Source organism: Rhodocyclaceae bacterium (assembly GCA_020248265.1).
In the GTDB taxonomy this organism is placed as follows: Bacteria; Pseudomonadota; Gammaproteobacteria; order Burkholderiales; family CAIKXV01; genus CAIKXV01.
The window spans coordinates 81,894-102,296 of sequence record JADCHX010000011.1; the positions used below are offsets into that span (position 1 = coordinate 81,894).

Genomic DNA, 20,403 nt, shown 5'->3' on the forward strand with positions numbered 1-20,403 from the left:
ACGCAATGCCCGCTCGCCCTTGCCGCTAAATGCACGGGGCAGCGTTTTTTTGGCAAGCATGGACCCCACATTCAATTAAACTAACTGGTTTTTTCGAGCGGACGATACCGATGCCCAGCACCAAAGCAAAAACCAAAGCGAAGTCGGCACGATCGAGCGCGCCGAGCCGCGCAGCCACGTCGCGTGCGGGCAAGTCGACGTCCGCGCGGACGACCAGCGCGCCGGCCGCCACGCGTGCAGCATCGAAGGCGTCGGCGGTGCGCCAGGGCGCGAAAGTCGCCGCAAGGACGCCGGTCAGGTCGTCTGCATCCAAGGCAAAGCTGCCGGTGAAGGCGGCGAAGCCCGCCGCTGCCCCGGCGAAGCCAGTGGCCCAGGCACGCAAGCCCGGGGTCGCAAAGGTCCCCGCAGCACCGCAACGCGCGGTCGCCCCGAAGCGTGCCAACGCCGCCCATGCCTCGAAGGCCGCGGCACCGGCCGTTCGCGCCGCCGGTGCACGCGTCGCGAGCGGCGACAGGGAACTGCTCGAGAAATCCACCAAACCAGTGGCGAAGAAGGCCGCATCTGCCGCTGCCGTCCCGGTGACGCAGAAGGCCGCAGCCGCCGTTGCCGCGCCGGTTGCGAAGAAAGCAGCAACGGCCGTTGCCGCGCCGGCCGCGCCGGCCGCGCAGAAGGCCGCGACCGCCGCTGCTGCGCCGGCCGCAACCGCTGCCGCTGCGCCGTCCGTCAACCCACTGCTGGCCGGCCGTCCCACCAAGGCCGAGATCGCAGAACGCGCGGCCGCGATGGCGCGTGCCAAGCTCGCCGCAAAGGAAAAGGGCGGCAAGGGCAAGAAAGACCGGCTGATCGGCGCCAAGGACGCACCGGTGATCGACCCCGAGACCCGGCGCCTGCGGCTGAAGAGCCTGATCGTGCTCGGCAAGGAGCGCGGCTACCTGACGTATGCCGAGATCAACGACCACCTTCCCGACGACATGCTCGACGCCGAGCAGATCGAGAACGTGATCAGCATGATCAACGACATGGGTATCTCGGTATTCGACGAGGCGCCCGATGACGAATCGCTGCTGATCAACGAGGCTGCGCCCGCTGCCGCCGACGAGGATGCCGCCGAAGAAGCCGAGGCCGCGCTGGCCACGGTCGATTCCGAGTTCGGCCGCACCACCGACCCGGTGCGCATGTACATGCGCGAGATGGGTTCGGTCGAACTGCTCACGCGTGAAGGCGAGATCGAGATCGCCAAGCGCATCGAGGAAGGCCTGAAGCACATGATCCTTGCGATCTCGGCCTGCCCGACGACGATCGCCGAGATCCTGGCCCTGGTCGACAAGGTCTCGCGCGACGAGATGCGCATCGACGAACTGGTCGACGGCCTGATCGATCCGAACGCCGAGCAGGTCGCCGCCGCGGCCGAAATGCCCGAAGAGGCCGAGATCGAGGACGAGGACGCAGAAGAGACCAACGAGGAAGAGGACGAGGCGAAGGCTGCCGCCGCGCAGACAGCCAGCCTGCTCAAGCTCAAGACCGAGGCGATGGAGCGCTTCGACATGCTGCGCTCGCTGCACGAGCAGATGGTCAAGTCGCTCGTCAAGGGCGGCCCGCAGAGCAAGACCTCGCGCCAGGTCCAGCAGGACATCTCCGGCGTGCTGATGCAGATCCGCTTCTCGGCCAAGCAGATCGAGATCCTCTGCGACAGCGTGCGCAAGCTGGTCGAGCGGGTGCGCAGCCACGAGCGGCGCATCATGGACCTGTGCGTCGAGAAGTCGGGCATGCCGCGCACCTACTTCATCAAGAACTTCCCGGGCAACGAGGTCAACCTCGACTGGATCGTCGCCGAGGTCAACGGCCGCAAGCCGTACAGCGACTCGCTCACCCGCAACGTGCCCTCGGTGCTCGAGCACCAGCAGTCGCTGATGACCGTGCAGAAGACGGTCGGCATTCCGCTGAAAGACCTGAAGGAGATCAACCGCCAGATGTCCACCGGCGAGGCCAAGGCCCGCCGCGCCAAGCGCGAGATGACCGAGGCCAACCTGCGGCTGGTGATCTCGATCGCGAAGAAGTACACCAACCGCGGCCTGCAGTTCCTCGACCTGATCCAGGAAGGCAACATCGGCCTGATGAAGGCGGTGGACAAGTTCGAATACCGCCGCGGCTACAAGTTCTCGACCTACGCCACCTGGTGGATCCGCCAGGCGATCACCCGTTCGATCGCCGACCAGGCGCGCACCATCCGTATCCCGGTGCACATGATCGAGACGATCAACAAGATGAACCGCATCTCGCGCCAGATCCTGCAGGAGACCGGCACCGAGCCCGATCCGGCAACGCTGGCCGAGAAGATGGAGATGCCCGAGGACAAGATCCGCAAGATCCTCAAGATCTCCAAGGAACCGATCTCGATGGAAACGCCCATCGGCGACGACGACGACTCGCACCTGGGCGACTTCATCGAAGACCAGGGCACGATGTCGCCGGGCGACGCGGCGGTGTATGCCAGCCTGCGCGGTGCCACCAAGGACGTGCTCGATACCCTCACCCCGCGCGAGGCGAAGGTGCTGCGGATGCGTTTCGGCATCGAGATGAACACCGACCACACGCTCGAAGAAGTGGGCAAGCAGTTCGACGTAACACGCGAGCGCATCCGCCAGATCGAGGCGAAGGCACTGCGCAAGCTGCGCCATCCGTCGCGCTCCGAGCGGCTGCGCAGCTTCCTCGACAGCGAAGGCGGTTGACCCGGCGCCCGCTTCCGCGGTGTCTGCGCGACGCGTTCCGCTAGAATGGAGGCATTCGTGCACCGACCACCGAGGAGCGAGCGATGACCGTTCGAAATGAAGGCGCCGGCAACGGCAAGGTGTTCCTGATCTCGCCGGAAGCGCCGGTGCCGCAGGGCGAAGCGGCGGGTGCACAGCGCGAGGCTGCCAGCGGTGGGCTGCGTATCGGCGTGCTCGACAATTCAAAGAGCAATGCCGACCACCTGCTGAGGATGATCATCGAGGGCGTCGGCCGGCAGATGCCGGTCGCATCGGTGGTCAGCCTGCGCAAGCCCAACCCGAGCACGCCGGCAACGAAGGCGATGCTCGACCAGATCGAGGCGGAGGCCGATTTCGTCGTCAGCGCTATGGCGGACTGAGGGTCCTGCACGTCGTGGAGTGTCCACGACATGGCGCAGCTGCGGAAACGTGGCCTGGTGACCGCGGTCATCTACTCCGGTCCGTTCCGCAAGCTTGGCGAGACCCAGGCGCGCATCTTCGGCGTGCCGGAACTGCCGCTGATCGAGATTCCGCATCCGCTGGGCGGCGTGTCGATCGATGAAGTGCGCGAGCGCGCCGAGGTGGCGGTACCCGCGTTCATCGACCTGATCCGGAAGCACCAGAAATGATCGCGACCGAACGACTGCTCGAGATCCCCGGCGCCGCGCTGGAGGTCGACGACGACTACGAGGCCATCGACGCCTTCGTGCGCGGGAAGAACTGGACGGACGGCCTGCCAGTCGTGCCGCCCACGGCCGAGCGTGTGCACGCGATGCTCGCCTACTGCGACCGGCCGATCGACGAACCGGTGGCGAAGATCCCGCCGCGCTTCGGCGAAGCGACGCCGCTGCGCCTGGCCGCCAATGCGGTGATGGCCGGCTGCCTGCCGCAGTACTTCCCGCTGGTGCTGCTGGCCATCGAGGCCCTGTGCGAGGAGAAGTTCAACCTGTACGGAATCCAGGCGACCACGCACCCCTGCTCGACGCTGGTGGTGGTGAACGGACCGGTCGCGCGCGAGATCGGCATGAACAGCGGCCACAACGCGTTCGGCCCTGGCAATCGCGCCAACGCGACGATCGGCCGCGCGGTGCGGCTGGCGATGTGGAACATCGGCGGCGCGATCCCCGCGAGCGGCGACATGTCGACCCACGGCGCACCGTCGAAGTACACCTACTGTGTCGCCGAGAACGAGGCGGCGAACCCGTGGGAGCCGCTCAACGTAGAGATGGGCTTCGGCGCCGAGACCTCGACCGTCACCGTGTACGGCGCAGAACCGCCGCACAACGTGAACGACCACGAGAGCCTGGACGGCGAGGGCCTGCTGAAGATGATCGCCGGCACCATCGCCCAGACCGGAGCGAACAACATCTACTACTCTGGCGAGCCGCTGGTGGTGATCGGACCGGAGCATGCGGCGTCGATCGCGAAGGATGGCTTCTCGAAGCGCGACGTGAAGGCCTTCCTGTTCGAACATGCACGCGTGCCGCTCGGCAACCTGTCCGACGACAACATCGTGCGCCGGCTGAACCAGTTCGTGCCGTACCTGCCTGGCCTCACCGCCGAGCAGCGCGACCGGCCGGTGCCGATCATCAAGGGCGAGGAGGGCGTGCACGTGATCGTCGTCGGCGGCGCCGGCAAGCACTCGGTGTACATACCTACCTTCGGGCCGACGCGGCCGGTGACGCTGCCGCTGAAGCTGAAGGACGGGACGGTGGCGAAGTCGGTGGAGCAGTTCCGGCAGGCCTGACGGTATTGCACCGCTGTCGCGATCGGCCCTGCGTCGCTCGCGGCAGCGTGCCGGTACAATGGCGCCCGGCGACAGGGAACACGGGCCTGTAGCTCAGTCGGTTAGAGCAGAGGACTCATAATCCTTTGGTCCTGGGTTCGAGTCCCAGCGGGCCCACCCATGAAGACCATCTGGTCAAGGCATTCGCGGTTGTCGCGAGCCTGGGGTCGGCGTGGGTCTGTTCCGGATCGCGCATCAGGCTGGCCACGAGCGTGGGTGCCCAAGCCGTCGACAGGGTTTGTTACTATCTCTGGTCGCATGGGTCTGCGCCCGCGCCCTTTCCCCGTTGGTCAGTCCCCGGAACTCCCGACACACATGAAGCGCGTGGCCGTCGTTCAGTCGAACTACATACCCTGGAAGGGCTACTTCGACCTGATCGCGTCGGTGGACGAGTTCGTGTTCTACGATGAAGTGCAGTACACGAAGAACGACTGGCGGAACCGCAACCGGATCAAGACGCCCCAGGGGGTGCAGTGGTTGAGCATTCCGGTGGGCATCTCGCTGCGCCGGCAGGTTCGTGACGTCTGCATCAACGATTCCGGCTGCGGGCCCGCGCACTGGCAGCGTCTCGGGGCGAATTACGCACGGGCCCCGCACTTCCAGCCGATCGCGGATTGGCTCGAGCCCCTGTTTCGCGGGCGCCCCTGGATCAACCTGGCCGAGGTCAACCATTCGCTGATCGCGGCCATCTGCCGGTTCCTGGGCATCGGCACCCGCCTGGCACATTCCACCGACTACCCCTCCGACGGCGACCGCAACGAGCGCCTGGTCGGCCTGTGCGAGAAGGCCGGCGCGGATGTCTATGTGTCGGGGCCGAGTGCACGCAGTTACCTCGACGAGGCGGCGTTCGCCCGTGCAGGCATCCAGGTCGAGTGGTTCGAGTACGGGCCGTACCCGGCGTACCCGCAGTTGTGGGGCGAGTTCGTGCACGAGGTGAGCATCGTCGACCTGCTGTTCAATTGCGGCGACCAGGCCGCGCAGTACATGACGCACGCACGTCGATGAAGCTCTCCATCGTCACCACGCTGTACCAGTCGGCCGCCTATGTCGAGGAGTTCCACCGGCGGGCGAGTGCCGTTGCCGCGCATCACGCCGCCGGCAGTTATGAACTGGTGTTCGTCAACGACGGGTCGCCCGACGACAGCCTCGAGCGGGCGGTCGCGCTGAGCCGTGCCGACCCGCATGTCGTCGTCGTCGACTTGTCGCGCAACTTCGGCCATCACAAGGCGATGATGACCGGCCTTGCCTACGCGCGCGGAGAACGCGTCTACCTGCTCGACAGCGACCTCGAGGAAGAGCCCGAGTGGTTCGACGCCTTCCTCGCACGCCTGGAGGACGAGGGCTGCGATGTCGTGTACGGCGTGCAGCGAAACCGCAAGGGAGGCCGATTCGAGCGCTGGTCGGGTCGGATGTTCTACCGCCTGATGAACGCGATCATCGGCTTCGAGATGCCGACGGACATGGTCACCGCGCGGCTGATGACCCGCCGCTACGTCGATGCACTGCTGCGGCACGAAGAGCGCGAACTCGACATCGGCGGCCTGTGGGTGATCACCGGCTTTGCGCAGCGCGCCTGCATCGTCGACAAGCACCACACGAGTGCCACCACCTATTCGCTGCGGCGGCGGGTCGCCCTGCTCATCGATTCGGTGACCTCGTTCAGCAGCGTTCCCCTGGTCGCGACCTTCTACATCGGCGTGGCGATCTTCGTCGTCGCCGCGTTGTTTGCCGCGGGCATCGTCGTGCAGTGGGCGCTGCTCGACCGGCCGGTCAGCGGCTGGGCTTCGCTGATCGTCTCGATCTGGATGATCGGTGCCATGATCATCTCCTTCATCGGCATCCTGGGCATCTACCTGGCCAAGATGTTCGTCGAGGTGAAGCGGCGTCCCTACACCATCGTCCGGGAGGTACATGGCCGTGGATCCCTCTGAATTCGTGCGGCGCACCCGCCTGCATTACCGCGACAGCTTCGAGCGGCACGGTCCGACCCCACAAGGGGTCGACTGGAACGGCGAAGCGAGCCAGCGCAGGCAGTTCGATGAACTGATGCGCATCCTGCCCGCAGCAGGCCCCTTCTCTGTGAACGACTTCGGCTGCGGCTACGGCGCGCTGGCCGACGTGCTGCTCGCGCGCTGGCCGGACATTGCCTACTCGGGGATCGACCTGAATGAAGAAATGATCGCCGCGGCGCGTGTGCGTTTTGCGTCGAATCCCGCCGTGACCTTCGAGGTGGCAGACCGCCCGCTGGCGGAGGCCGACTTCGGCGTGGCCAGCGGTACGTTCACACTGCGCCTGGGGCGCAGCGACGAGCAGTGCCTTGCGGGCATGACCGAGGCCCTGGACGCGATCGATCGCACCAGCCGGGCCGGCTTCGCATTCAACTGCCTGACCTCGTATTCCGACGCATCGAAGATGCGGGATTATCTGTACTACCCCGATCCATGCGTCGTGTTCGATCTATGCAAGCGGCGCTGGTCGCGTAACGTCGCGCTGCTGCACGACTACGGTCTCTACGCGTTCACGATCCTGGTGCGCAAGACGGATCCTGTCCCATGATGCCTGTCCAGCGCTGGCTCGACTATTCGTTCATCCTCGGCATGATCCTGCTGACCGTGTACGGCCAGCTCATACTCAAGTGGCGCATGGACCAGATCGGGCCGATGCCGGCCGGCTTCCTGCCAGGGTTGCGGCATCTGCTGTTGCTGCTGCTCGATCCGTTCGTCGTGTCCAGCTTCGCCGCCGCGTTCGTTGCCAGCCTTGCGTGGATGGCGGCGATGACCCGGTTCGAACTGAGCTATGCCTATCCGTTCACCAGCCTGAACTTCGTGCTCGTGCTGGCAATGAGCGTATGGCTGCTCGACGAGCAACTGAACCTGTACAAGGTGGCAGGCGTTGCACTGATCGTGCTGGGCACGGTCGTCGCAGCCGCCGGGTCGCGATGACCGGCACTGCCGGGCAGGCCGGGATACTGGCTCGTGTGTTGATGACGGGGGCGGCGGCCCGCACATGGGCGGTCGCGATCGCCCTGGCGCTGCCGCTGGCCGTATTCTGGTTCATCGGCCATCACGGGCTGAACCTTCAGGACGAGGGCTTCCTCTGGTACGGCGCGCAGCGTGTGCTGGCCGGTGAACTGCCGTTGCGCGACTTCCAGTCGTACGACGTGGGTCGCTACTTCTGGTCGGCCGGCTGGATGTGGTTGTTCGACAACGATGGCATCGTGGCGATGCGCGCGGGCAATGCCGTCCTGGCTTCGATCACCGTCGCCATGGCTGCAGTGCTGATGAGCATGCAGCCGGCGCCCGCATGGCGGATCCTGCTCGCGGTGCCGGCGTTTGCCGTCTGGATGGTGCCGGACTTCAAGGTCGCGGACAGCTTCGCCGTGATGTTGATGGTCGCCGGGCTGGCTGCAGCACTGGCGCGCGTCGGCGTGCGCTCCTGCGCATGGCTGGGCATCTGCCTCGGAGTGGTTTCGGCCATCGGCATCAATCACGCCCTGTACGGATCGATCGCGGTGGCACTCGCGCTGGGCCTGCGGTATCGGCAGGTGCGTCTGCTTCCGTCGGGCAGGATGCTGGTTGCATTCGTCACCGGCGGGGTTGTCGGTTATTCCCCGGTGATCGCCTGTCATCTGTTCGCATCCGGATTCACCGCGGCGTTCATCGATTCGATCCGGATGCTGTTCGAGGCGGGGACGACCAACCTGCCGTTGCCGCTGCCCCGGCTCCAGGCGTTGCTGCTGCCGTCGGCCGGGCAGGACGCCGCCAGTGCGCTGCGCGAGTCATTGCTTGCACTTGCAGGGCTCGCTGGCGGCGGGGTCCTGATTCTCGCAATGCGCCGCGTGTGGAACGATTGGAAACCGTCGAATGGCCGCGATACGGCAGGCGATACGGCAGGCGATACGGCAGGCGGCACAGCAGCCGATACGGCAGGTGGTGCGGTGTTTGCGGCCGCCGTGCTGGTATCGATTCCCTACGCACACTACACGGTGTCGCGTTTCGACGTCTTCCATGTCGCGTTGAGCATTCTCCCGATCCTCGTCGCCGCCTGGACATGGCCAGGAAGGCAGCGCACGGGCCTGGGTGACGTCGTGCTGGTGGCGGCGGTCGTCGCTGGCACTGTCCTGTCGCTGTTCGAGCAGCGTGCGTACCCGGTGCTGCGCGGCTGGACGGCGGAGCGCGTGCAGGTGCTCGGGGACACCCTCTACGTCGAGCCGCACGCAGCCGATGTGCTTTCGCTGCTGCGCGCGCAGGTCGACGCCCATGCGCGTGACGGCCGTTCGTTTCTTGCCGCACCTTACTGGCCCGGCGCCTACGCGGTCGAGCGCCGTCGCGCGCCGGTCTGGGAAATCTATCAGCTGTTCCCTGCCACGGAGGCGCGCCAGCGTCGAGAGATCGCGCGCCTGCGCGAGGCCGACATCGGCTTTTCGATGTTCTCCCTCTTCCGTGCCGACGCCCGGCCCGACCTGGGCTTCGAAAGCACCCACCCCCTGATCGTCGCCTACATCGACCGCTGCATGAAGCTGTTGCCACCCAGTCCCTCCACCGAGGGACGGGACATCCGGATCCACGTGGCCGGCGACCCCGGCTGCACCATTGATTGACAGTGCCATGATGACATCGAACTCTCCCGACGTACTCGAGCGCAAGGCATCCGGGGCTGAAGTGCAGCCGATCCCGTTCAACCGCCCCTTCATGGTCGGGACCGAGCTCGACCACGTGCGCGAAGCCAATCGGCGTCTGCAGCTGGCGGGCGACGGGCATTTCACGTCGCTGTGCAGCGGCTGGCTGGAGCAGCGGACCGGTTGCCAGGCAGCGTTGCTGACGCATTCGTGCACGGCGGCGCTCGAGATGGCGGCGATCCTCGCCGACATCGGCCCGGGCGACGAGATCGTGATGCCGTCCTACACCTTCGTGTCCACCGCCAATGCATTCGTGCTGCGCGGCGGTTTGCCGGTATTCGTCGACATCCGGGCGGACACGCTGAACATCGACGAAACGAAGCTCGAAGCCGCGATCACCGAGCGTACCCGCGCGATCGTCGTCGTCCATTACGCCGGTGTTGCCTGCGAAATGGACACGGTGATGGCGATCGCCGCGCGCCACGGGCTGCTGGTCATCGAGGATGCCGCGCAGGGCGCGATGGCGTCCTACCGCGGACGTCCGCTGGGCAGCATCGGACAGATGGGCACGCTGAGCTTCCACGAAACGAAGAACATCATGTCGGGCGAGGGCGGGGCGCTGCTGGTGAACGACCCGGCGCTGGCCCACCGCGCCCGGTTGATTCGCGAGAAAGGGACCAACCGGACGGAGTTCCTGCAGGGTAAGGTCGACAAGTACACTTGGGTCGATATCGGTTCATCCTACCTGCCCGGAGAAATGACCGCGGCTTTCCTGTGGGGGCAGATGCAGGCCGCCGACGAGATCACTTCGCGGCGGCTGGCGTTGTGGGACGCCTATCATCGTGCGTTCGAGGGACTCGAAGCGTCCGGCCATCTGCGCCGTCCCACGGTACCGGCGGAGTGCACCGCCAACGCGCACATGTACTACATCCTGCTTCCGGATCGCACGGCACGGCAGGGCTTCATCGACCAGCTCGCCCGGCGCGGCATCAACGCGGTGTCGCACTACGTGCCGCTGCACAGTTCCCCCGGCGGAATGCGCTTCTCCCGCGCTGCGGCTGAATTGCCGGTGACTGCGGATCTTGCCGACCGGCTGGTGCGATTGCCACTGTGGATCGGGCTCGAGGACCAGCAGCCGCGCGTGATCGATGCGGTACACGAGATCCTGCTGCAGAATTGACTGCTGTCGCTGCGGCACCCTAAACTGCATCCGGAAGCGTTTCTACTTTCCGAGACCGTGCGCAAGAACGCGGGCCGGAATGACGGAGGAGGCACGGGTGCAAGACCCCGCCTGCCATGCCTGAAAGGGCGATCGCGCGCCGTTGCCGGTCGCGGGCCATGCCTGCGGGCGTATGCGTACACCCGGCACAAACAGGAGCAACAGGAACATGACCGCGTTCAGATCAGAGACCCGCGATGGCATGCGCATCGACTGGGATGTGCCCATCACCATGGACGACGGGCTGGTGCTGCGCGCCGATATCTTCCGCCCGGTGGCCGAGGGCCGCTATCCGGTGCTCATGACCTACGGTCCGTATGGCAAGGGCCTCGCCTTCCAGGAAGGCTACAAGACCGCCTGGGACATCATGGCGCGCGAGAATCCGGACGCACTTGCCGGCTCCACCAACCAGTACCAGAACTGGGAGGTGGTCGACCCTGAGAAGTGGGTGCCCGACGGCTATGTCTGCATCCGTGTCGACTCCCGTGGCGCGGGCCGCTCGCCGGGATACCTCGCCCACAACAATGCGCGCGAGACGCGTGACTTCCACCTGTGCATCGAATGGGCGGCGGTGCAGCCCTGGTGCAACGGCAAGGTCGGGCTCAACGGCATTTCCTACTATGCCAGCAACCAGTGGCGTGTCGCCGCGTCCCAGCCGCCGCACCTGGCCGCGATCTGCGCCTGGGAGGGCTGGAACGATGCCTACCGCGAGTCGCACCGCCATGGCGGCATCGCCTGCACCTTCCGCAAGAACTGGCAGGAGATGCAGGTCAAGACGGTGCAGCACGGCGTCGGTGAGCGCGGCAGGAAACATCCGGTCACCGGAGAGCTCGCGTGCGGCCCCGAGACGCTGAGCGAGGCCGAACTGACGAACAACCGTGAAGACATGTGGCGCGCGGTGCTCGAGCGCGAGACCGACACCGAGTGGTATCGCGAGCGCAGCGCCGACCTGTCGCGGGTCACGGTACCGGTGCTGTCGGCGGCCAACTGGGGTGGGCAGGGGCTGCACCCCCGCGGCAACTTCGAGGGCTTCGTCGGCGCAGCATCGAAGCAGAAGTGGCTGGAAGTGCATGGCGGTTCGCACTGGGCGCCGTTCTACACCGACTACGGCGTCGGGCTGCAGAAGCGCTTCTTCGACCATTTCCTGAAGGGCATCGACAACGGCTGGGACAGGCAGCCCCCGGTGCTGCTGCAGGTTCGCCATCCGGGCGAGACGTTCGTCGAGCGCGCCGAGCGCGAATGGCCGCTCGCGCGGACCCGCTGGACCCGCTTCCACCTCGATCCTGCCGGCATGCGCCTGTCGGACAAGCCGCCAGCTTCCGACGCGGCGCACACTTACGAGGCCATGGGTGACGGAGCCACCTTTTCCACTGGCGCACTCGAGCACGACACCGAGATCACCGGCCCGATCGCGCTCAAGCTGTTCGTGTCTTCCTCGACGGTCGATGCAGACATCTTCGCCGTGCTGCGGGTGTTCGATCCGGCCGGCAAGGAAGTGGTGTTCCAGGGGGCGCTCGATCCGCACACGCCCATCGCCCAGGGCTGGCTTCGCGCGTCCCATCGCGAACTCGACGCGGCACGCTCGCTGCCCTGGCGGCCGTATCACACGCACCGCGAAAAGCAGCTGCTGGTCCCGGGCCAGGTCTATGAACTGGACGTAGAGATCTGGCCGACCTGCATCGTCGTGCCCAGGGGCTACAGCATCGCGCTGAGCATACGTGGCAAGGATTACGAGTACGACGGCGAAGCGGCGGTGCTGTCGAACATGAAGAACCCGATGAAGGGCTGCGGGCCGTTCGTCCATGACGATGAGACCGACCGTCCGCCGGCCATCTTCGGCGGCAAGGTGACGCTGCACACAGGCCCGAAGCATCAGGCTGCGGTCCTGCTGCCCGTCATCCCGGCTGCATAGAAACGCGTCGCTGGAAGGTGCCGGAGGCCCCGGCACCGGACCCGATACCAAGGTGGCCTGGTGTACAGGCCTGTTTGCCCAAGGAGGGGTTGTCCGTGAAGACGAAGTCCGTTCTCTCGATGTTCGCCGCGGCTGCGGCATTGGTGGTCAGCATGGGTGTGCAGGCGCAGGCCTGGCCGAACAAGCCGATCAGGCTCGTCATCCCTTTCCCGCCGGGCAACACGACCGACATCATGGCGCGGCTGATGGCACCCAGGATGGCCGAGCGTCTCGGCCAGCCGGTGATCGTCGAGAACCGGCCGGGCGCCAGCGGCATGCTGGGCCTCGATTTCGTTGCCCGGGCCACGCCCGACGGTTACACCTTCGCCGCAGGGCAGGGCGGTAACCTCGCCGTGCTACCGCATACCAGCAAGAGCGTCCCCTACGATGCGCTGAAGGACTTCACGCCGATCGCGGTTTCCACCGCCAATTACCTGGTGGTCGTCGGCGCCACCGGTGCACCGTTCAAGAACCTCGTCGAGATGATCGCCTGGGCCAGGGCGAACCCGGGCAAGCTGACCGTGGCGAGCAATGGCGAGGGCGGCTTTCCCCATCTCATCTTCGAGCAGCTGCGCATGATGGCTGGCTTCTCGTTCAACCACATTCCGTACAAGGGCTCGGCGCAGATTGCCACCGAACTGATGGGCGGGCAGGTGATGGCGGGGGTCGATGGCGTCACCGGGCTCACGCCGCACATCAAGTCGGGCCGTATCAACCTGCTGGCGGTCACCAGCAAGGCGCGCACCCCCGAGTGGCCCGACACGCCGGCCGCCGCCGAGGCGGTGCCCGGCTACGAGTCGGGCGGCTGGTTCGGCTGGGTCGGTCCGGCGGGCATGCCGCGCGAGGTGGTCGCCCGCCTGAACGACGAGATCAACCGCGCGATGCGCAGCCCGGACATCGTCGAGAAGCTCACCGCAGCCGGCCTGACCATGGTCTACGAGTCGCCGGAGTACTTCGCGCAGCTGATCCGCAGCGAGCACGCGAAGTACGGCAAGCTGGTGAAGGCGATCGGATTCAAGCCGCAGTAGGCGGCTGCTTCACGCTGCGCCGCGCATCGTTGGATGCTGCGGCGCGTTCATCCTCTGGCGGTCCGCTTCTTCACGGGTCCGATCTGCTCGCGCAGCGCATCGATGTCCTTGCGCTCGCCGCGCACGGTGAAGAAGGTGCCCTCCACGTCGGGCCGTTCCTCGACGACCTCGCAGGTCGAGAACAGCGGCCCGCGCAGCTTCTGCGCCGACCAGGGCAGGAACAGCTCCGCCCTCACCAGCCGCTTGCGGAAGAAGGCGAAGATCGCCTTGTGCAGCCGTGCGACGGCTTCGGCGTCGAGTGCGCTGACGACGATGCATTTCGGGAACTGCGCGCGCAGGGCCTTGCTGCGCGCGGCCTGCGCCTTCGCATCGCCAACCTGGTCGATCTTGTTGAACACCAGCAGTCGCGGCACGGCGCCAGCGTCGATCTCCTCCAGTACCTTCACGGTCACGTCGAGCTGGCGTTCGAAGCCGGGGTCGCCGGCGTCTACTACATGCAGCAGCAGCGAGGCCTCGGCGGCTTCCTCCAGCGTGGACTTGAACGACGCGACCAGGTCGTGCGGCAGGTTCTTGATGAAGCCGACAGTGTCGCTGACCAGCACGCGCGGGACGCCCTCGGGCACGAGCACGCGCACCGTCGTGTCGAGCGTCGCGAACAGCTTGTTCTCGACCAGCACGTCGCTGCCGGTCAGCGCACGCATCAGGGTCGACTTGCCGGCGTTGGTGTAGCCAACCAGCGCGACGCGTGCGACGCCCTGACTGTCCTGGCGCCGGGCGCGCTGGGTCTGGCGCTCGTGGTCGAGCGCCTCGATCTCCTGCTTCAGTTCGGCGATCCGGTCGCGGATGCGCGAGCGGTCGGTCTGCGCGGCGGATTCGCCCGCGCCGCGGCCACCGACGCCGCTGCGCTGCCGGCCCTGGGGGCCGGCCAGCTTTGCCGCCTCGCGCAGGCGCGGCGCGAGGTAGCGCAGCCGTGCGATCTCGACCTGCGCGCGCGCCGCGTTCGAGCGGGCATGCCGGTGGAAGATCTCCAGGATCACCATCGCACGGTCCATCACCTGGCAGCCGACCTCTTTCTCGAGGTTGCCGGCCTGCGACGGCGAGATGTCGTGGTCGACCAGCACGAAGTCGGCGTTGTTTTCCGCGAACAGGCGCATCTCTTCGCGCTTGCCGGCACCCACGTAGGCCATGGCGTCGAAGCTCGTGCGTTTCTGCGTAAACGTGCCCACGACCTCGAAGCCCAGCGTGCGGGCGAGTTCGCCCAGTTCCTTCAGGGACGATTCGAACTCGATGTCGCTCACGTCAGGCAACTGCACGGCCACGATGAGGGCCCGCGACGTGGCGGTGCGTGTTTCGATGGACATGTGCGGTGGAGGTTTCCTGCGGTTACGGGTGCCGATGGTACGCCATGGACGGGGCCGTGCCGCCGGCCGCGTGCGGGGGCCGGCCCGGGTTCAGGCCTGGCCGTCTCCGTCGAAACCCTCGCGGAGGCGGTTCCAGGCCGCATACCAGATCGGTGACGATTCCCGGTCCCGGTACTCCGCGAAGCACGGGGTGCCGAGCGTGTAGTGGATGAGCTTTGCCTGCAGGTTCTCGGGATACTCGATGGCCAGCCAGTTCCATTCCCGCGGCAGTTCGCCGACCAGGGAATCGTCCAGCCAGGAGAATCGGTGCAGGTAGGAGCCCGGCATGCGCTGGATGAAGTCCGGCGTCAGCACGCGGTGCGCCTCGTGCGCGCAGTTCCAGAGGATCAAGCTCGACCAGTTCTTGCGCGGGTAGTTCTCGTTGCGGTTGCCGAGGTACTTCACGGCCGCCTTCGTCTGGTAGTCGTGCTTGACGACCTGCACCGCCTTCGCGGGGTCGCGCAGTGCCCATAGTTCGGCGATGTCCGCCTGGCAGACCATGTCGCCGTCGGCGAAAAGGGCCCAGCCGCTGTAGTCGGAGAGATACGGGGTCAGGAAGCGCGAGTAGATGAAGCGGTTGCTGCCGTCGGTGTGCGTTTCCTTGTAGCCGGCGAGCGTGTTCTCCGCGAGCGGGGTGAACTGGACCGGCAGCGAGGACTTCTCGAGCACGCTCTGGCAGAACGTGTGATAGGCGACCGCCTCCCGCTGGTCGAAGCCCACCACCAGCGAGATGCGTCCCCCGGGCGGCAGGCTCAACGCAGCTGCTCCAGCACGGCCTGCGCCTCTTGTAGTGGCCCTGACCAGTCGCCCTGGCGGTGCTGGCGCAGCACGCGCACCGTCGGATACCACGGCGGATGGGCTTCGCCGGTACGCGTGTTCCAGTACCACATGCGCCCGGTGAAGCGCGGCACCAGCAGCAGCGTCGGCTTGCCCAGCGCGCCGGCCAGGTGCGCGGTCGAGTTGCTGATGGTCACGATGATGTCGCAGGCTTCGATCAGCGTGGCCAGCCCATCGATGTCGTCGAACAGGTCGATGCCCGGCACGGTCTCGATCGGCGCATCGGTCAGCGCGCACGTGCGCGCGACTTCGCCGCTGACGTCCCCGTACTGCAGGTTCGCGAAGGTGAATCCGTCGAGCATCAGCAGGTCGCGCATGCGCTCGAGCGGCATGCTCTTGTCGTCGCCGACCTGCGCATTGATGCTCTTCCACGACAGGCCGCAGACCTTCCGGTTGCGGAACGGCTTCAGTTCGCGCACCTGTCGTGCGCGCTCGCGATCTGCTACCAGCACGCGGTCGCAAGCGGCGGGAAACGCGTCGGCGGTCGGCCTGAAGAGGGAGCCCAGGCTGCCCACCGGCAACTGCAGGTCGTACTCCGCTTCCAAGGGTGGCTGGTTGCGCGCGGTGAACCGTGTCTGCGGGAAGGACCGGCGGAACAGCGGCAGCAGCTTTTCGTCGAGCGAGATCGTCGCCGCAGGTGCCCTGGCGATGAGTTCCCGGAACATCGTCGAGTAGAGCACCTGGTCGCCGATGCCCTGTTCGGCCCATACGAACAGGCGCGCTGCGGTCGCGCTGCCGTCCCAGCGCGGCCGGGATGTACGCAGGCGCTCGGAGCCCGGACGGCGCAGGCGCGCCTCATAGGCGGGCCATCCGCGCGGAAAATCGAATCGTGCCAGGTACAGGTGCGACAGGCTGAGCTGGTCTTCGGCGTTGGCCGGCGCGAGCGCCACGGCCTTCTCGAGCATCGGCAGCGATTCGTCAGCCCGGTCCAGCCCGGCGAGCACTGCGCCGCGCATCGACCACGCCGGTGCAAAGCCCGGTTGCACCCGGTTGGCTTCCTCGAGGCAGGGCAGCGCATCGGCCAGGCGCTTGAGCGACACGAGCGCCATCGCCTTGCCCGTCCAGCCCTCTGGCCGTAGCGGATCGATCGACAGGCAGTGTTCGAAGGCGGCCAGCGCGTCGTCGTAGCGGCCGAGGCCCGCGAGCGCAACGGCACGGTTGGACAGCACCTCGACATGCCGGGGATCGATCTGCAGCGCGCGGTCATGCTGCTCGAGGGCTTCGGCGAACTGGCCTAGATCGTTCAGCGCGGCACCCAGGTTCATCAGGGGCGCGAAGTCGTCCGGCTTGATCGCCAGCGCCTTGCGGTAGCAGTCGGCGGCATCCTCGAACCGGCCCTGCAGGTCGCGTACCCGAGCCGAAAGCAGCCAGCCCTGGTGGTGATTGCGGTCGAGCCAGACCAGCGTCTGCAGGTGGCTGGCCGCGGCGTCGGTATCGCCCCGCTCGAGCGCGATCAGCGCGAGGTTCACCCATGCCTCCGCGTAACGATCGTCGACCGTCACCGCCCTGCGTGCATCGGCTTCGGCTTCATCCAGCCGGCCGAGCCGGATACGTACTGCCGCTCGGTTGGTCAGCGTCGACGGGCGGTCGGGCAGCAGCCCCAGCGAGTCGGAGAAGCGTGACTCGGCGCCTTCGGGATCGTCCCGGCCGAGGCAGGCGAGCCCCTCGAGGAACAATTGCCGGGCCTGTTCGAAACTATCCATGGGTGGGTTCGGCTGCGTGGAAACAGCCGAAGTTTCTCACGCGGCCGCGGGTTTCTGTGGCGGCTGTCGCTCGGGCCTAGGCAGCGTATCGCGCGCGTGCATCCTGCGCCAGGACGACCAGCGCGCCGTCGGGCGCATGCAGCGCATGCCGCCGGCCGGCAGGCAGGTGCAGCATGTTGTACTTCGGCACGTCGACCCGGGCACCGTCGAGATCGGCCTGCAGGCTGCCTTCCACCACGAAGGTGAACTGTTCGTTGTCGTGCGCATGCGCCGGCAGGGCCGCGCCCGGCGCGAGCCGCAGCACGCCGACATGGATGCGCTCGCCGGTGAGCAGTCGGCCATGCACGCCCGGTGCCAGTGCCTGTTCGCCGGCCAGCGACAGCGATGCGCTGGCAGGACCGTCGCGCAGGCCGTCGGCGTCGACCATGCCGTACACGTAACGCCGGCCCGGGCCGGGCGGCATCGTGCGCCACTCGGCCAGGGCCTGTGCGGTGGTCGCTGCCGGTTCGCCGGTCCGGCTGCCGAATCCGGCGAAGCAGTTCGGCCCGTCGTAGCGACCGTCGACCGGCGGGCCGACGATGCCGTGGCGGGTATCCTTGACTGCGAGGAACACGAGGTCTTCGTCGGGGCAGGCGAGGCCGGTATGGACCACCATCCCCGGCGTGTGCAGGATGCTGCCGGGCCCGGCAAACACGCGGTCGCCCTCGATGTCGTTCATCATCATCCCCTGCAGGATGAAGTTGAACTGTTCGTTCGGATGCGAGTGCGCCTTGGCACCGGTGCCGCGCGCCTGGCGCCCGAGCGTGCAGATGATGTGCTCGCCGCGGAGCACCGCCCCGACGGTCGACGATTTGCCGCTGGTGATGTCCGGCCCCGACAGCAGGCGGCGCGCCGTCACTTCCAGGCTGGTCGGGTTGGCGGGTACGGCGCCGAGCTGGTCGAAGTCGTAGACGTGCTGTACGTCGAGGGTCATGTGCTGTCTCGTCCTGTGCGTGCCGGCTTCATTCGATGGCCACGCCGAGGCGCCGTCCGGCATCGCCCCACCGGGTTGCCTCGGCGCGGATGAACTTCGCGAACTCCTGTGGCGTGTTCGCGACCACCTCGTTGCCCTGCGCGACCAGCGTCTGGCGCACGTCGGGCGTCTCTGCGATCGCGCGGATCTCGCGGTAGAGCTGCTGCACGATCGCGGGCGCTGTCTTCGCCGGTGCCATGAAGCCGTACCAGATGGTGGCATCGTAGCCGGGCACTGCCGACTCGGCCACGGTGGGTACGTCGGGCAGCGTTTCGAGCCGCCGGGCGCCGGTATGCGCGACCAGCCGAAGCCGTCCCGGCCTCCAGAAGCTCTCGGTCGAGAACAGGTTGGCAAGGCCCATCTGGATCTCGTTGGAGAGCACCGCGGAGGTGTAGGCGGCGACCCCTTTGTACGGCACGTGGGTCAGCCTGATGCCTGCCATTGCCGCCATCACCTCGGTCGACAGGTGGGCGATGCTGCCCGGCCCCGACGACCCGTAGTTGATTCGGCCCGGCTGGCCCTTCGCATGCGCGATGAGTTCCGGCATCGTCTTCGCCGGTACCGACGGATGCACCAGAACGCCGAGCGGCGCCGCGATCAGCAGCGTGACCGGCGCGAAGTCGCGGAAGCCATCGTAGGGCAGCCCCTTCTGCAGGGCCGAACTGATCACGAAGGTGACCGAGGCGGTCAGGATCGTATGGCCGTCGGGGACCGCCTTGGCTACCAGGTCGGCGCCGACCACGCCCGAGGCGGCCGGGCGGTTGTCGATGACCACCGGCTGGCCGAGGCGCTGCGTGAGGCGTGCGCCGACCAGGCGCGCGGTGAGGTCGGTGCCCCCGCCCGGCGCGAACGGGACGACCAGGCGTATCGGCTTGGTCGGCCAGGCCTGCGCCCATGCCGTGGTGCCCGTAGCCGTGGCCGCCATCAGTGCGATCGTGCCCGTCGCGGCTGCGCCGGCAACGGCCAGCGCCCGCCTCGCTGCCGCGATCCCCCTGCGTGTTGCTCGTTGCATCCGTCCTCCGGTCGCGGCGCCTGGTGTTTTTTTAAGTATATTCCCGCAGCGTTTCCGTTTCCGCAACCGCAGGCCACTGGAGCACCTTCCGATGACGACCAGCATCGACATCCATGCGCACTGGTATCCCGAAGCATGGGTCAGGCTGCTCGAAGCCGAAGGACCCTCGAACGGCGTGGAGATCGGGCACAACCCGCGCGGCAACGTCACCTTCGCGGTGCCGAAATACAAGGCGACCTTCCAGCAGACCTACATCGACCTGCCGTCCCGGCTGCGCGAGATGGATGCTGCCCGGGTCGACATCCATGCGCTGTCGCTGACCCAGCCGATGGTCTACTGGGCCTCGCCCGAGTTCGGCGACCGGCTCGCACGCGCGTACAACGACGGCCTGGCCGAGGCACACCTGCTGCATCCGGAGCGGCTGGTCGGGCTGGCGACCCTGCCGATGCAGGCGCCCGAGCTGGCGGTGGCCGAAGCACGCCGCGCGGCGACGCTGCCCGGCATCCGCGGCGTGTACCTGTGCACCCATGTGATGGACCTCAACCTGGACGAACCGGCCTTCGACCCGGTGTATGCCTGCTGCGAGGAACTCGGACTGCCCATCTTCCTGCATCCGGTGAACCCGGTCGGTGCCGACCGGATGCGCAAGTACCACCTGCGCAACCTGATCGGCAATCCGACCGATACGGCCATCGCCGCCGCATCGCTGATCTTCGGCGGGGTGCTCGACCGCTTCCCGAAGCTCGACTTCGTGCTGCCCCATGCCGGCGGTACGCTGCCGGCGCTTGCCGGCCGCTGGGACCACGGCTACACGGTGCGCAAGGAACTCGCGCACCTGCCCCGGCCGCCGTCGTCCTACCTGCGTCGCTTCTACTACGACACGATCGCGCACGACGACCAGACGCTGGTCAACCTGATCCGGCAGGTGGGTGCCGACCGGGTGCTGATGGGCAGCGACTGCCCGGCCGACATGAGCTACACGCGGCCGGTCGACGTCGTCGAGCGGCTGTCGCAGATCGACCCGGCGGACCGCGCGGCGATCCTCGGACTGTCTGCCCGTCGTCTCCTGAAACTGGACTGAGGAAAGCAT

17 protein-coding genes and 1 tRNA gene are annotated in these 20,403 nt (G+C 67.0%); 13 read left to right on the plus strand and 5 right to left on the minus strand.

All coding sequences use genetic code 11. The annotated features are described in order from the left end of the window. The first annotated feature begins 110 nt into the window (after positions 1–110). From rpoD to ING98_11350, 12 genes are all read left to right on the plus strand, one after another. Entirely contained in the window at positions 111–2,729 is a 2,619-nt protein-coding gene (gene rpoD / locus ING98_11295) for an RNA polymerase sigma factor RpoD (protein ID MCA3102452.1), read from the plus strand. Between the two features lie 83 nt (positions 2,730–2,812). Continuing rightward, complete coding sequence (locus ING98_11300) at positions 2,813–3,127, plus strand: hypothetical protein (protein MCA3102453.1); 315 nt, start codon at positions 2,813–2,815, stop codon at positions 3,125–3,127. A gap of 30 nt (positions 3,128–3,157) precedes the next feature. Then, complete coding sequence (locus ING98_11305; protein ID MCA3102454.1) at positions 3,158–3,376, plus strand: hypothetical protein; 219 nt, start codon at positions 3,158–3,160, stop codon at positions 3,374–3,376. Further along, positions 3,373–4,494 (plus strand): hypothetical protein, encoded by a 1,122-nt coding sequence (locus ING98_11310; protein ID MCA3102455.1) that lies wholly within the window; start codon positions 3,373–3,375, stop codon positions 4,492–4,494. The genes ING98_11305 and ING98_11310 overlap by 4 nt, the downstream gene beginning before the upstream one ends. Before the next feature lie 82 nt (positions 4,495–4,576). Continuing rightward, positions 4,577–4,650 (plus strand) — tRNA-Ile (locus ING98_11315). A gap of 198 nt (positions 4,651–4,848) precedes the next feature. Further along, a complete protein-coding gene (locus ING98_11320; GenBank protein MCA3102456.1) occupies positions 4,849–5,538 on the plus strand; it encodes a WbqC family protein in 690 nt (229 codons plus the stop codon). Then, complete coding sequence (locus tag ING98_11325; GenBank protein ID MCA3102457.1) at positions 5,535–6,464, plus strand: glycosyltransferase family 2 protein; 930 nt, start codon at positions 5,535–5,537, stop codon at positions 6,462–6,464. Before ING98_11320 ends, ING98_11325 begins: the two co-directional genes overlap by 4 nt. Next, positions 6,445–7,089: a methyltransferase domain-containing protein gene (locus ING98_11330; protein MCA3102458.1), complete on the plus strand. Its 645-nt coding sequence runs from the start codon at positions 6,445–6,447 to the stop codon at positions 7,087–7,089. Before ING98_11325 ends, ING98_11330 begins: the two co-directional genes overlap by 20 nt. Next, a complete protein-coding gene (locus tag ING98_11335; protein ID MCA3102459.1) occupies positions 7,089–7,475 on the plus strand; it encodes an EamA family transporter in 387 nt (128 codons plus the stop codon). The genes ING98_11330 and ING98_11335 overlap by 1 nt, the downstream gene beginning before the upstream one ends. A gap of 1,668 nt (positions 7,476–9,143) precedes the next feature. Continuing rightward, positions 9,144–10,331: a dTDP-4-amino-4,6-dideoxygalactose transaminase gene (rffA, locus tag ING98_11340; GenBank protein MCA3102460.1), complete on the plus strand. Its 1,188-nt coding sequence runs from the start codon at positions 9,144–9,146 to the stop codon at positions 10,329–10,331. Between the two features lie 241 nt (positions 10,332–10,572). Further along, entirely contained in the window at positions 10,573–12,282 is a 1,710-nt protein-coding gene (locus ING98_11345; protein ID MCA3102461.1) for a CocE/NonD family hydrolase, read from the plus strand. Between the two features lie 95 nt (positions 12,283–12,377). Next, positions 12,378–13,349, plus strand: coding sequence for a tripartite tricarboxylate transporter substrate binding protein (locus ING98_11350; GenBank protein ID MCA3102462.1), 972 nt, complete (start codon positions 12,378–12,380; stop codon positions 13,347–13,349). Between the two features lie 47 nt (positions 13,350–13,396). On the opposite strand, the gene hflX is transcribed toward ING98_11350, so the two are convergent. The 5 genes from hflX to ING98_11375 all read right to left on the minus strand — a co-directional run bounded on the left by hflX (position 13,397) and on the right by ING98_11375 (position 19,313). Then, entirely contained in the window at positions 13,397–14,710 is a 1,314-nt protein-coding gene (gene hflX / locus ING98_11355) for a GTPase HflX (protein MCA3102463.1), read from the minus strand. A gap of 90 nt (positions 14,711–14,800) precedes the next feature. Beyond that, positions 14,801–15,499 carry a glycosyltransferase gene (locus ING98_11360; protein MCA3102464.1) on the minus strand — a complete coding sequence of 233 codons (699 nt, stop codon included), beginning with the start codon at positions 15,497–15,499 and terminating at the stop codon, positions 14,801–14,803. Between the two features lie 2 nt (positions 15,500–15,501). After that, entirely contained in the window at positions 15,502–17,289 is a 1,788-nt protein-coding gene (locus tag ING98_11365; protein ID MCA3102465.1) for a tetratricopeptide repeat protein, read from the minus strand. A 76-nt stretch (positions 17,290–17,365) separates the two neighbouring features. Further along, positions 17,366–18,262 carry a cupin domain-containing protein gene (locus ING98_11370; GenBank protein ID MCA3102466.1) on the minus strand — a complete coding sequence of 299 codons (897 nt, stop codon included), beginning with the start codon at positions 18,260–18,262 and terminating at the stop codon, positions 17,366–17,368. 28 nt (positions 18,263–18,290) lie between these two features. Continuing rightward, positions 18,291–19,313 (minus strand): tripartite tricarboxylate transporter substrate binding protein, encoded by a 1,023-nt coding sequence (locus ING98_11375; protein MCA3102467.1) that lies wholly within the window; start codon positions 19,311–19,313, stop codon positions 18,291–18,293. Between the two features lie 91 nt (positions 19,314–19,404). On the opposite strand from ING98_11375, the gene ING98_11380 reads away from it, so the two are divergent. After that, a complete protein-coding gene (locus ING98_11380; GenBank protein MCA3102468.1) occupies positions 19,405–20,394 on the plus strand; it encodes an amidohydrolase in 990 nt (329 codons plus the stop codon). The last annotated feature ends 9 nt before the right edge of the window (positions 20,395–20,403 follow it).